Origin of the sequence: Veillonella ratti, assembly GCF_003992115.1 — a bacterium.
Taxonomy (GTDB): Bacteria; Bacillota; Negativicutes; order Veillonellales; family Veillonellaceae; genus Veillonella_A; species Veillonella_A ratti.
The window spans coordinates 28,331-41,682 of the sequence record NZ_RQUX01000022.1 but is presented as its reverse complement, the minus strand read 5'-3'; the positions used below and the strand labels follow the sequence as shown (position 1 = coordinate 41,682).

At 46.9% G+C, this 13,352-nt stretch carries 9 protein-coding genes; all 9 read right to left on the bottom strand.

The window, feature by feature from the left end:
- Positions 1-320 precede the first annotated feature (320 nt).
- The 9 genes from EO124_RS08915 to EO124_RS08875 all read right to left on the bottom strand — a co-directional run bounded on the left by EO124_RS08915 (position 321) and on the right by EO124_RS08875 (position 13,262).
- Positions 321-1,655: a nucleobase:cation symporter-2 family protein gene (locus EO124_RS08915; RefSeq protein ID WP_127059240.1), complete on the bottom strand. Its 1,335-nt coding sequence runs from the start codon at positions 1,653-1,655 to the stop codon at positions 321-323.
- A 108-nt stretch (positions 1,656-1,763) separates the two neighbouring features.
- Positions 1,764-4,319 (bottom strand): selenium-dependent xanthine dehydrogenase, encoded by a 2,556-nt coding sequence (gene xdh / locus EO124_RS08910; protein ID WP_127059239.1) that lies wholly within the window; start codon positions 4,317-4,319, stop codon positions 1,764-1,766.
- Between the two features lie 32 nt (positions 4,320-4,351).
- Positions 4,352-6,040 (bottom strand): selenate reductase, encoded by a 1,689-nt coding sequence (locus EO124_RS08905; RefSeq protein WP_127059238.1) that lies wholly within the window; start codon positions 6,038-6,040, stop codon positions 4,352-4,354.
- Between the two features lie 138 nt (positions 6,041-6,178).
- Complete coding sequence (gene ssnA / locus EO124_RS08900) at positions 6,179-7,516, bottom strand: putative aminohydrolase SsnA (protein WP_127059237.1); 1,338 nt, start codon at positions 7,514-7,516, stop codon at positions 6,179-6,181.
- A gap of 14 nt (positions 7,517-7,530) precedes the next feature.
- Positions 7,531-8,466, bottom strand: coding sequence for a carbamate kinase (arcC, locus tag EO124_RS08895; RefSeq protein ID WP_127059236.1), 936 nt, complete (start codon positions 8,464-8,466; stop codon positions 7,531-7,533).
- 84 nt (positions 8,467-8,550) lie between these two features.
- Positions 8,551-9,744: a knotted carbamoyltransferase YgeW gene (gene ygeW, locus EO124_RS08890; protein ID WP_021841241.1), complete on the bottom strand. Its 1,194-nt coding sequence runs from the start codon at positions 9,742-9,744 to the stop codon at positions 8,551-8,553.
- An 83-nt stretch (positions 9,745-9,827) separates the two neighbouring features.
- A complete protein-coding gene (locus EO124_RS08885; protein WP_127059235.1) occupies positions 9,828-11,138 on the bottom strand; it encodes a YgeY family selenium metabolism-linked hydrolase in 1,311 nt (436 codons plus the stop codon).
- A 99-nt stretch (positions 11,139-11,237) separates the two neighbouring features.
- Positions 11,238-12,443: a diaminopropionate ammonia-lyase gene (gene dpaL, locus EO124_RS08880; RefSeq protein ID WP_127059234.1), complete on the bottom strand. Its 1,206-nt coding sequence runs from the start codon at positions 12,441-12,443 to the stop codon at positions 11,238-11,240.
- 123 nt (positions 12,444-12,566) lie between these two features.
- Entirely contained in the window at positions 12,567-13,262 is a 696-nt protein-coding gene (locus EO124_RS08875; RefSeq protein ID WP_127059233.1) for a helix-turn-helix transcriptional regulator, read from the bottom strand.
- Between the last annotated feature and the right edge of the window lie 90 nt (positions 13,263-13,352).

The following is a 13,352-nucleotide window of genomic DNA, read 5'->3' as shown; positions in this document are numbered from 1 at the left end:
ACTATATATTTACCCTATTTATTAAACAATGATTGTTCCGTTTTGTCAAAATTATTTTTTGAAAAAAACAAAGCACTTCACATGGAAGTAATTTTGATTGCGGTTTCAAAAGAGTAAAGGGACAAAAGGCGATTCCCCGACAGCGCCGATTAAAGTTAAAGCAACTAAGGCTAACTTTTCGGCACTGCACTCAGAATCGCCTTTCTCTAATATTCAATTTTTAAAATTAGCATCTGATGAGTTTTTAGATTTAGCATTTAAAGAGTTTTTAAATCTAGCATTTGATACTGTTAACCTTAATTGTTATTTAATCCTAATTGCTATTTGATCTTATCCGGCCGATCCGAAGGATGGCCTTCGCTACCGTTTAAGAGCACGTTCATAAGCACGGCTACCAAGCTGCCCAAGGTAATGCCGCTATGCATTACGGTCTGAGCCCATTCAGGGAAGCGGGCAAAAAAGCTTGGATACACTAAGGTAATCATGCCTACGCTGATGCTGACTGCTACAATCATCAAGTTATAATTGCCTTCAAAGGATACTTTACCTAAGGCACGAATCCCGCTGGCAATAATCATACCGAACATGGCAAGACCGGCTCCGCCAAGAACGGCACTCGGAATGGAAGCAATCAAGGCACCCATCTTAGGGAATAAACCCAATACCAAGAGAATAATACCGGAGCAAGCCACTACATAGCGGCTCTTAATGCCCGTTACCGCTACAAGCCCTACGTTTTGAGCAAATGCAGAATGCGGGAAGGTATTAAGTACACCTGCCAACGCGGTGGAGATACCGTCAGCCCGGAGGCAAGCGGCGAGGCGCGGCTTATTGATTTTACGCCCTACAATTTCACCGATAGCAATGCAGTCACCGGTAGTTTCCACCATAATAACGAGCATTACAATCAGCATGGACAAAATGGCGGACCATTCAAACCTTGGGAAACCGAAATACAGTGGCGGTACTATGCCGACCCAGTCGGCATGGCCAACGGCACTAAAATCGGTATAGCCCATAAAATACGCCACCATAGTGCCGCCCATGAGACCGATTAAGATTGATAAATTACTGATAAAGCCTTTAAATACTCGGTACACGAGCACCACGATAGCTAACGTAATTATAGCTAAGCCCAGATTGTGAAGGCTTGCAAAATCCGCTGAATTCGGATTGCCCCCGCCGGCCCAACGAACGGCCACCGGTAAGAGCGAAATACCGATTAAGGTAATAATTGTCCCCGTTACAACGGGTGGGAAAAAACGAATCAATTTACTGAAATACGGCGAAATCAAGAAACCAATTAAGCCGGCCACGATAACGGCTCCGAAGATAGCCGTAAGGCCGAATTCTCGGCCGATAACCAACATCGGCGCTACCGAGGCAAAACTAACACCTTGAATCATTGGGATTCTGGCCCCTATTTTCCAGACACCCAAGGTTTGAATCAAGGTAGCAATGCCGGCCGCCATAAGGTCGGCATTGATTAAACATGTCAAAAGTTCTGTGGAAAGGCCCAATCCTTGGGCGATAATAATCGGCACGGCTACCGCACCGGCATACATGGCCAGTACATGCTGCAAGCCGTAAGCAAACATCTGCCCTACCGGTAAAATTTCATCTACCGGATTCACGCGCTTGGTGCCGTCCGGCATTTTTACTTCAACCTCATCCGTTAGTGTTTCCGTAAGTTCATCAACGCCTACGGCGTTCGACTGTACTACTTCGGTTCTATCCGTTGTCATACCCCTTCAACTCCTTGCCTATCGTTTATAGCCTGTATGTTGCAAAGGAAGTCGCCGACGTTCTTCTTTATCGATATGACGGTATGCATTGGATATAGCCGGAGCCATCGGAATGGTGGCAATTTCGCCAATCCCTTTTGCTCCGTACGCCATTTGGTCCGGCGTACCCTTTTCAACAAAATGTACGGTAATGTCCGGTCGCTGTTTCGCTCTGAGTAATCCCAAAGTCCCATATTTAGTGACTACACGACCGTTATCCATTTTAAAATCTTCTGTTACGCCGTAGCCCATACCCATCAAAGTACCGCCCTCAACCTGCCCCTCACAGGCTTTCGGGTTAATCACACGTCCTACATCAAAGGCTACGTCCATTTTACTTACAAAGTTTTTCTCATCGATGGTGGCCACGCAGGCGCCATAACCATACGCCACATGACTTACCGGATGCGGTTTATCACTGCCCATCGGGTCGGTAATGCCGTGATATTCACCGTAATATTCACAACCTTCAAGGTCTTTTAACGTTTTCCCCGAATCAAGCACCTCTTTAAGCTGCTGAGCGGCCACATGTGTTGCCTCGCCGGTGAAAACCGTCTGTCTCGATGCCGTGGTCGTACCCGAATCCGGCGTTCTATCCGTATCCGGTGCTTCAACGATGACATCATCCGGCGAAATTCCGGTAGTTTCACAAAGAATGTGAGTGGCTACGGTGCCCAAACCTTGACCGATACAGGCGGCGGAGGTGCGAATGCGCACTTTACCGTCCCGAACTTCAAGGCGTACCCGACCGGTATCCGGCAAACCTACGCCGATGCCGCTATTTTTCATGCATACGGCCAGGCCCGTTCTAGGCGAAGCATAATAGGACTCTTTCACTGCGTCCAAACATTCAACGAGCCCCGTTTCCGGTCCCGCCAATTGCCCATTTGGTAAAGATTCACCGGGACGAACGGCGTTTTTATAACGAAACTCCCAAGGATCCATACCCACCATGTCGGCTAACAGATCGATGTTAATTTCCTGACCGAACACGCTTTGCGTTACGCCAAACCCGCGGAACGCACCGCCCGGCACATTATTGGTATAGTAGCAGGTACCTTCCACCGAGAAATTCTCATAGTGGTAAGGTCCGCCCGAGTGAGTGCAGGCCCTTTGTAAAACCGGACCGCCCAAGGATGCATAAGCGCCACCGTCTGACACAATGACAACCTTGCTGGCTACCAAATTGCCTTCTTCATCACAAGCCGTCGTAATATCCATTTCCATAGCATGGCGTTTCACATGAATATCCAGGCTTTCCTGGCGTGAAAACTTCACTTTGACCGGCCGCTTGGTATGCCAAGCCATGAGCGCCGCATGATGTTGTACACTCATGTCTTCCTTGCCGCCGAAACCGCCGCCTACCAGCATGCTATGAACGTGAATTTCACTTTGATCGACTTTTAACATACGGCTCACTTCGCGTTGCTCATCATACACGCTTTGACCACCTGTATACAGATTGAGTCCGCCGTCTTCACGAGGTTCTGCAATAGCACATTCCGGTTCCATGAACGCATGGTCCGTCTGCGGCGTCGAATAATGACGCGTTACCACATATTTAGCCGCTTTAATAGCTGCATCCGCATCACCGCGATGAAGAACTTGATGGGATAGCATATTGCCGCTGCTGTGAATGAGCGGTGCATCCGGTGCCATAGCCGCTTCCGGCGTTAAAATCGGGGTCAGTTCCGTATAGGTAACATCCACCAAATTGCACACTTCGTCAAGCATGTCCTTATGTTCTGTCGCCACCAGGGCGATAGCATCGCCTATGTAGCGCGTCGTATCGCCTTCAGCGATGAGCACGTCCCAATCTTGGATGATATGGCCCGTTTTATTGAACGGCACGTCTTTCGCCAATAACACCGTTACGCAATCGGGATGGGCTAAGGCCTTGGAAATGTCGATATGTTCCACCACGGCTCGCGGATATTTACTGCGTACCGCTTTGGCATAAATCATGCCCGGCAGAACCATATCATCGGTGTATACACCGGTGCCCAAGGTTTTTTCCTTCGCATCGACCCGATGGAGTAAGGTGCCGATTTTACCGGATCTGTCGCTCTCGGGAATCGGACTGTTTTCACGAAATAGTTTGGCTGCCAATAAAATAGCGTCTTCAATTTTTACATAACCCGTACAACGACAAATATTACCGTTAATCGCTAACTTCACATCGTCACGGGTAGGATTTAAGTTCTCATCCAACAATGCTTTGGCACTCATAACCATGCCGGGAATACAAAAACCACACTGCACGGCACCGCATTCGCCAAAAGCATACACATACACGTCTTTTTCTCGCTCCGTCAAGCCTTCTATGGTCACAACCGGCTTATCCGCCAGCTGTGAAACCTTAAGTACACAGGCTTTTACCTTTTTCCCGCCGGCAATGACTGTACAAGCCCCACACGCTCCGGCTGCGCAACCATCCTTCGTCCCCGTTAAGTGAAGGTCATCGCGCAAATATTGAAGTAATGTCTTATCCGTTGCTGTTTCATGCCATTGTCCGTTAATTTGAAATTTAAACATAGGGTAAGCCTCCCTCCTTCAACATTGAAGGGTTATAGATAATAAGGCATCTCCTTACTGAACGCACTTACTATCGACTGTAACGGGCTCGGTAATTTTTCAAGCGGAAGCACGGCTTCCTGCCCCTTAAAACGGAACCCCCATTCTTCACCGGCTTTGTAGAAGCCGTCATTTTCACTTGCCTGTAATCGCTCTTTATCTAAAAAGAAAGTCAATCGATCTTTATACGGCTGACAAGGTTCGATGCAATTGCAAGCGCAGTTACCGCATTCATTGCACGCTTCATCAATGTGAATAATCAGTTTTTGACCATCCACCGTAACGAGTTCATTGGATCGGTTCGGGCAAACACGAACGCAAGTGCCACACGTCACGCGGCAGTGATAATCATCACTGTGAGCCGCCTGAAAACCCGGTTGTTTGGCTCGCTTTACGCGCATAGCCTCGGTTTTGTGGAATTCCGGTGATAAAGCCACGGTTTGAGCCAACTTTTCTATAGCCGGCACATTTAACGCGGTAATAGCATCATAGTCTTTACTTTCTACGCGTTTTGCCAAATCATCAAGCTGATCGTAACCGGCACCTTGCAGCAAGGTGGTGCAAACCGTAATCGGCCAAATACCGGTTTCAAAAATATCCCCGATACTCTTGCGATCGGCGCCACCGCTATACGAAATAGCAAGTTTACCATCTAATGCTCGGCTAAGCTCCGCCGCCAAGGTAATCGTCAATGGTAATAAGGCTTTGCCGGCCATATACATTTGCTCGCCCGGCAGTTCTTTTTCAAGAATTTGAACCGGGAAGGTATTGGTGAGCTTAACGCCGAATTGCTTACCGCACTTTTTACCTAATGCTTGTAAACGCTCTATCATCGGCACGGCATCAGCCATGGTAGGATCCACTTCAAATTGCTGTTTATCAAACTTCACATAGGCAAAACCGGCATCGTCCAATAAAGTGCGTACGCGATCATAGCCGAGTAAAGTCGGATTACATTTCAAATATAAGTTGAGCCCTTTTGTTTCCAGCAAATAACTGCAAATAGCTTCGATTTCATTGGCCGGACAACCGTGCATGGTAGATAAGGTAATGGACTGACAAATATCTGAATTAATGTTTGCCACATAGGCTTCATCAATCCGTTTGAATTTATCTAAATTAGCCAAGGTCCATGCTTTGCAAGCCTGCCAGGTTTCCGTCTTACCGGCGTCTTTTAAGTTTTCAATAAAAGCGTCGATTAGCGGGTCTTTGATGCCGGCTAAATTGTAGCCCACACTCATATTGAAGATAAAACCGTCCGGATTACCCAAACCAAATTCTTTACTGATTAATTTGAGGGCAAACCAGGCCTTAATATATTCCGCCATGGCTTCATCCGCTCTGTATTCAGCGGACCATTCCACGTTGTACGATTCATCATTAGAGTAGATGCATGGCCGCGGAATACCAAGTTCTTCGCCGTACATGGTTTGCACGGTTTTCAATTCGATAAACCGTGCGCCACCCACATAGGCGGCAATAATATTCTGCGCTAACTGAGTATGCGGCCCGGCTGCCGGTCCCAGAGGGTTTTCCAAGGTTTTGCCAAACAACTTAAGCACCTTGATCCCTTCGTAGCGGTGAATTTTAGTTACATTATAAATACGTTGATGAAGAGCATATTCCTGTAGAATATGATTCATTAATTTATCAAAACTTACCGGGTACATAATATCGCTCATGAGGACTCACTCCTTTTTGCGAACATCGAATACATTACACCTGTAATTTATACTTCTAATTTATGTCTGTAGTTTAGGCCTATAATGTCGGCTATAACTTTCTGCCTATAATGTCTGCCTGAAGATTACGCTTCCAATTTAAGCCTTTAGTTGATGCCATAGTTCTTCGGCTATCTCGCGTACTTCACCGAGCAATGCCTGTTTATTGAGGCCCTGCCATTGGCGATCTTGGTATCGCACCACGCCGTTGCTGATTGTCGTCACCACATTCATGCCGTTGGCACCGAATAAGAGATGACCGTTAATATTATCGGCCGTCAAACGTGTTGGCGGTTCATAATCCATCACAATTACATCGGCTGCTGCGCCCGGTGTCAAAATACCGGTGGTGATGTTGAAAAACTGTTCCGCCATTTTGCGATTCGTATCAAAGAGCATTGTCGGAATTTCAACCCACCCTTGATTTGGTAAACCGCTGCGATGTTTAACGAGGCAATTGGCCGCTTTATAGGATTCCAACATATCGCTGGTGTAACCGTCTGTGCCGAGACCTACGCGTAACCCCGCTTTAGTCATGGCCAAAATATCCGGCGCCCCTACGGCATTGCCCATATTGCTTTCCGGATTATGGACAACCATGGTATCCGTCTTTTTGAGGATTGAAAGTTCCTCGGCATCAATATGAATACAATGGCCGGTAATCGTAGTCGGTCCTAAAATGCCTTCGTCATAAAGGCGATTAACAACGCGTTTACCGTATTTAGCAAGGCTGTCTTCTTCATCGCTTATACCTTCGGCGACGTGAATGTGATAGCCCAGGCTATCCGCATTTTGCTTTCGTACATAATCAAGCGTGGCCGGACTCAATGTAAATGATGCATGGAGGCCGAACATAGCCGCTAGTTCAATGTCCTCCGGATTCGCTGCTTTTACGGCCTTACCGAAGCGCACATTTTCCGCTACCGCTGCTTCCATGGCTGCTTGCCCGTTCCGATCGCTCACTTCATAGCATAGACAGGAGCGAACGCCAAACTCTTTGGCCACATCACCGATAACACTGAGGCTGCCAGCCGTTTCACCATAACTGGCATGGTGGTCAAAAATCGTGGTAACACCGTTTTCAATACAGGCCATATAGGTAGCAACCGCACTGGCCCACACGGAATTTCTATTTAGATTGTTATCTAAATAAAACCACATGCCTTCCAAAATCTCGTTAAAGTTAGTGGGATTGTAATTCGGTAGTGCCAGTCCGCGTGCCAAAGCGGAGTAAATATGGTGATGGGCATTAATAAACGCCGGCATAATCAACTTGCCATGAGCATTAATTACGGTAGCGTCAGGATATTTCGCCTTCAGCTCATCGTAACCGCCCACCGCGATAATCGTCTTGCCGTCCATCACAACGGCACCGCGCGTAATCATAGGCTGCGCCGGATTTCTCGTAATAACCGTACCTTTGCCAAGTAATAACATAGTTAGCCACCTTTCTACCGGTGTATACGTGTACCGGTTTTGCCTTCAAGCCCTTCTTTGGCTTTTTCCAATAAGGTGATAATGGCTGTGCGGCCCAGTTTGCTGTCAGCAAATTGAATAGCCGCTTCTACCTTCGGCAGCATGGAACCGGCGGCAAATTGACCGTCCGCAGCATATTGCTTAGCTTCCGCTACCGTCATTTCATCGAGCCACTGTTCATTCGGTTTGCCGAAATGAATGGCTACTTTTTCAATGGCTGTCAAAATTATAAATACATCAGCATCAATGGCCTGTGCCAAGACGCTGCTGGTCCAATCTTTATCGATAACAGCGGATGCACCGCTTAAATGATTGTCTTTTTTCACAACCGGAATACCGCCGCCACCGCAGCAAATCACCAATTGATGACCTACGAGTTGCTTAATGGCATCCAGTTCTACAATTTCCATAGGCGCCGGCGAAGCGACTACACGTCGCCAACCGCGCCCCGAATCTTCCACGCATTTGTAATCATAATGTTCTTCTGCGTAGCGCGCTTCTGCTTCACTCATGAAGTGACCGATCGGCTTCGTAGGATTCTTAAACCCCGGATCGTTTTCATCGACCCGTACCTGCGTCACCATGGTGGACACCGCTAAGTCACGAATGTTGCGATTTAACAGTTCTTCTCTTAGCGCGTTCTGAAGGTCATAGCCGATATAGGCTTGACTCATGGCTACACAAACCGATAACGGTGTATTCGGTTGTTTCGGATTTTCTCGCGATAATGCAGCCATAGCATTATTTATCATCCCCACTTGAGGACCGTTGCCGTGTGTGACAACAACTTCGTACCCCATTTCAACTAAATCAACGATGATTTTTGAGGTCCCTTTAACTGCTTGCATCTGTTCCGGTAGCGTATTGCCCAATGCATTGCCACCTAATGCAATAACTGCCCGTTTTGCCATACTGTATACCTCTGAAACTTATACCTTAGTACCGGGCTATAGGATAGCTTCGCGCCCCTATAGCCGCAGTACCTATGCTCCCAATTAACGATCGATGCGCGCTTTACCTTTGGCCTGCAAATCTTTCAATTTTTGTACAGGGTCTTTGAATTTGCTAAGGAAAATCATAGCGGCAATCACGTATGGTTTATAGCTTGCTTCTTTGTAAAGCGGTACACGATAGCGGTCAAATACAGTGGCGTCTACTTCGCCGGTTTCACAGCTTACGCCGGTAATGTCAGCCGGTAAGCAGTGTAAGTATAAGGCTTTGCCGTCTTTAGTGAGCTTCATCATTTCTTCGGTGCAAGCCCAATCTTTATGATTAGCGTTCTGTTGTAATAATTCTTTTTCTAAGGTATCAATTCCTTCTAAATCGCCGTCGCCATATAATTTAGTGCGTTTTTCCATGGCAGCGAACGGTGCCCAGCTCTTAGGATATACAATATCAGCGTCTTTGAAGGCTTCTTTCATATCATGGGTCTTTTTAAAAGAACCGCCCGATGCAGCTGCATTTTTCTTAGCCACTTCTTCTACTTCCGGCATTACTTCATAGCCTTCCGGATGAGCCAAAACAACTTCCATACCGAGGCGCGTGAATAAGCCGATAACCCCTTGCGGTACGGATAAAGGTTTGCCGTAAGATGGGGAATAAGCCCAAGTCATAGCCACTTTTTTGCCCTTTAAGTTTTCAATACCGCCGAATTCTTTAATAATATGTGCCGCATCAGCCATAACCTGAGTCGGATGGTCGATATCGCACTGTAAATTTACAAGATTCGGACGCTGTTCCAACACGCCGTCTTCAAAACCTTCTTTAACCGCATCAGACACGGCATGCATATACGCATTGCCTTTGCCGATGTACATATCATCGCGAATACCGATTACATCGGCCATGAAGGATACCATGTTGGCCGTTTCACGAACCGTTTCACCATGGGCAATCTGCGATTTACCTTCATCGAGATCCTGTACTTCAAGGCCCAAGAGGTTACAAGCGGAGGCGAAGGAGAAGCGTGTACGCGTCGAATTATCACGGAATAAGGAGATGCCGAGACCGCTGTCAAACACTTTAGTGGAGATATTCTGTTCACGCAAAGCACGAAGCGCATCAGCTACGGCCCAAACGGCTTTCAGTTCATCATCACTTTTTTCCCAGGTAAGGAAGAAATCCTCGCCGAACATATTTTTACAATCCAATTTGGCTAATTCACTAACTACTTTATTGAAATCTGTCATGATACTATCCCTTTCCTATCACACGGCTATATCGGTACACTCCCTAAAATCTTATGCTAAACTCGTACCGATATTCACTACTGTTATTTACAATACATAGTTGGCAAAGCTGCATATACAGCGGCACAGGTTACGAGATCCTGCTTCCAAGTTTTTTCATTCGGTGCATGAGCCTGTGCTTCCGCGCCCGGACCAAAACCGATACATGGAATGCCGTTACGCCCCATAATGGAAACGCCGTTAGTGGAGAATGTCCATTTATCCGTCAACGGACGTGCTTTACGCATTTCAACAGTCGTGCTGTCGCCGATACGTTCCGTGCCGTATAAGCCTTTATACGCTTCTTCGAGAGCAACCGTTACCTTGTGGTCTTTAGGAATAACCCAGGTTGGGAAATAGCATTCAATCGGATATACGAGTCCTGTGTACGATGGACGATCATATTGGTACATGGATACGGTCACATCATCGCCGTATTTCTGTACGGCCGGTAATGCTCTGATTTCATCAAGGCAGCTTTCCCAAGTTTCACCGGCTGTCATGCGGCGGTCCAAGGATACGGCACAAGAGTCAGCTACGGCGCAACGACTTGGGGATGTGAAGAAGATTTCCGAAGCGGTAACGGTGCCGCGACCAAGGAATTGCGCTTCTTCCCACTGATCGTTATATTCTTTGTCGAGCATTTTTACGAGGCCTTTAATCTTCGTTTCAGCGGCCGCATCGTTTTCATTAAGGGCTCTGATATCTTGTAAAATATCGGCCATTTTATAAATCGCATTGTCACCACGTTCCGGTGCGGAGCCGTGGCAGGAAACGCCTTTTACGTCGATGCGGATTTCCATACGTCCTCGTTGACCGCGATAGATACCGCCGTCCGTAGGTTCCGTAGATACTACAAATTCAGGGTGAATTTTGCTTTCTTTAATCATGTATTCCCAGCAAAGGCCGTCACAGTCTTCTTCCTGAACGGTACCGGTTACGAGTACGCGGTATTTGTCGTTCAAAAGGCCTAAGTCTTTCATGATTTTAGCACCGTAAATGGCGGAAACGATACCACCCAACTGGTCCGATACACCGCGACCGCCGATTTCGGTAGCCGATTCAAAGCCTTCATAAGGATCAAATGTCCAGTTTTCACGATTGCCGATACCAACGGTATCAATATGAGCATCATAAGCGATTAACGTTTTACCGCTTCCCATATAGCCCAACACGTTCCCTTGCGGATCAATCAGCACTTCATCAAAACCTACGGCTCGCATTTCTTCCGCAATGCGATCGGCATGGCCTTTTTCATCAGCACTTTCACCGGGAATTGCCACGATGTCACGCAAACATTTCGTCATAGCCGCTTCATAGCTCTGCGCTGCTTTTTTGATAGCTTCAAAATCCATAATACAACCTCCTCAATACCTACACATTCTTACTTATAATCATTTAATTGATTAACCTAAGTTCTACGCATTCTCACCAAAATCAATTAATTGATTCCCTTATTTTTTACCGTACCAAACGATGTCTTTATAGCGAATCGGATCGGTGTCACCTTCGGTGGAGAAACATAATACCCTCGATGTTTCGTCCAAACCTAGGATGTCTTTTAACTCTTTATATTCCGGACAAGTCATAATGGCCGCTACCGTCCCCAACGGTGCCGCGCCGGACTCACCGGATGTAATCGGCGTATCGCCTTTTATCGGTGCTGCACTGATGCGCATGCCCCACTCGGCTACCCAATCCGGTGCGGACACGAACACATCGGCGTGATTTCGTAAAATTTCCCAACTTATCGTATTCGGTTCGCCGCAAGCAAGACCGGCCATAATCGTCTGCAAATCACCGCCCACTATACGCGGTTTACCATCGCCGGCTACCGCCCCTTGATATAAGCAATCGGCCGCTTGAGCTTCCACCACGATAATTTTCGGCTGTTGCGCCTCATTTTTATATAAGTTTCTAAAATAGCCTGTAACGGCACCGGCTAACGAGCCTACCCCGGCTTGAACAAAAATGTGAGTCGGCACAGCTCCGGCCGTCGCCAATTGTTCACCCGCTTCTAAGGCCATCGTGCCGTAGCCTTGCATAATCCAGCTTGGCACCTCTTCATACCCTTCCCAGGCTGTATCCTGCACAACGACGCCGTTTTTTACCTTAGCCGCTTCTGCCACCGCTTTGCGCACACAATCATCATAATTGAGCTCTTCAATGGTTACGGTAGCACCTTCGCGCTGAATATGTTCCAAGCGAGATTTGGTCGTGCCCTTCGGCATAAATACAACGGCTTTTTGACCTAATTGACGAGCTGACCAGGCCACTCCTCGACCATGGTTACCGTCGGTAGCCGTAAAGAACGTAATCTCCGGCATTTGTTCGTGTAACTCTTTGGATGTCATTACGCTATATGGCAAATCCGATACGTCTTTATGGAGCTGCTGTGCCACATATTTGACCATCGAATACGAACCGCCCAATACCTTAAAGGCATTTAAGCCGAAACGATATGATTCATCTTTGACAAAAAGGCTACCCAAGCCCCAGAATCTGGCTAACTGCGGCAACTGCGTTAACGGTGTTGTTTCATACTGTGGAAAACTCTGATGAAACGCGCGGGCTTTTTTGGCTTCCGCCACCGACATGATAGCTAAATTATCATCATTACCCTTAGGTAATGTATTAACTTGCCACTTCAACGAATCCATGTTATACCTCCCATACCTACTAACCTCTAAATCGATCCTATGTGTATCGGCTTACAAATTGTCAGGCTGATTATTTCTAAGTGAGTAAATCAGCCGGCACCGTAACCGATGTTTATGTCCCCATTATTTAGCTTTCGCTTTTACCTGCTCTTCCTTCTCTTTATCTTTAACAACGTTTAAATCGCTGTATAAAGTAAATCTTGAAATGCCGAAGTATTCCCCGATTTTGTCGGCCGCTTTGGATATTAAAAAGGCGCCCGCATCATTTAGATACTTCAAAGCTTCACACCGTTCAGCCTTCGTCATAAGCTGGGCCGGCTTACCTACCTTAGCCACCGCCTGCTCAATTAAATCATCCAGCAAATCGGTTACACTTGTCGTAATTCGTTCAGCCCCGTCGGCTTCTTTACTTGCCGAGTTGCCCGTCGCGATCCCCACAGGTTCCGTGAGTTGATTTACCATTTGCTGCAAATGAATCAAATTCGTAATGTCTGAATTAATACAGAACACATACGTAATTTGCCCTTTATCATCACGCATGTACATGGTACTGGAGCGAAAAACGCGACCATCTTTGGTTTTGGTTAAATAACCGTATCGGTCTTCTAAATCTTTGCCGTCATTCTTAAGCGCATCGAGCACCACGTGGGACGGTCCGTCACCTAACTTTCTATTAGATATCTCGCCGTTTTCAATACAAACAACGGTACCTTCCATTTCCGGCGTGCGTACGTCGTGAATTACAATTTCACAAGTTTCGCCAAACTGCTGAGCTAACCCGTGAGCAATTTGTTTCAAATTTTCCAATTCATTTTTCATAAAAACCGCCCCTCACCTTTCACGCATCTTGGCGTCATACAAACTAACTGTTTGGTGTCCCAACCAATGTCCTATTCAAACTGAATGACC

What these genes read in the sequence shown, in the direction of transcription:
- EO124_RS08915 (WP_127059240.1), bottom strand. Translation starts at nt 1,655, where the DNA reads ATGCCGGACGGCACCAAGCGCGTGAATCCGGTAGATGAAATTTTACCG.
- xdh (WP_127059239.1), bottom strand. Translation starts at nt 4,319, where the DNA reads ATGTTTAAATTTCAAATTAACGGACAATGGCATGAAACAGCAACGGAT.
- EO124_RS08905 (WP_127059238.1), bottom strand. Translation starts at nt 6,040, where the DNA reads ATGAGCGATATTATGTACCCGGTAAGTTTTGATAAATTAATGAATCAT.
- ssnA (WP_127059237.1), bottom strand. Translation starts at nt 7,516, where the DNA reads ATGTTATTACTTGGCAAAGGTACGGTTATTACGAGAAATCCGGCGCAG.
- arcC (WP_127059236.1), bottom strand. Translation starts at nt 8,466, where the DNA reads ATGGCAAAACGGGCAGTTATTGCATTAGGTGGCAATGCATTGGGCAAT.
- ygeW (WP_021841241.1), bottom strand. Translation starts at nt 9,744, where the DNA reads ATGACAGATTTCAATAAAGTAGTTAGTGAATTAGCCAAATTGGATTGT.
- EO124_RS08885 (WP_127059235.1), bottom strand. Translation starts at nt 11,138, where the DNA reads ATGGATTTTGAAGCTATCAAAAAAGCAGCGCAGAGCTATGAAGCGGCT.
- dpaL (WP_127059234.1), bottom strand. Translation starts at nt 12,443, where the DNA reads ATGGATTCGTTGAAGTGGCAAGTTAATACATTACCTAAGGGTAATGAT.
- EO124_RS08875 (WP_127059233.1), bottom strand. Translation starts at nt 13,262, where the DNA reads ATGAAAAATGAATTGGAAAATTTGAAACAAATTGCTCACGGGTTAGCT.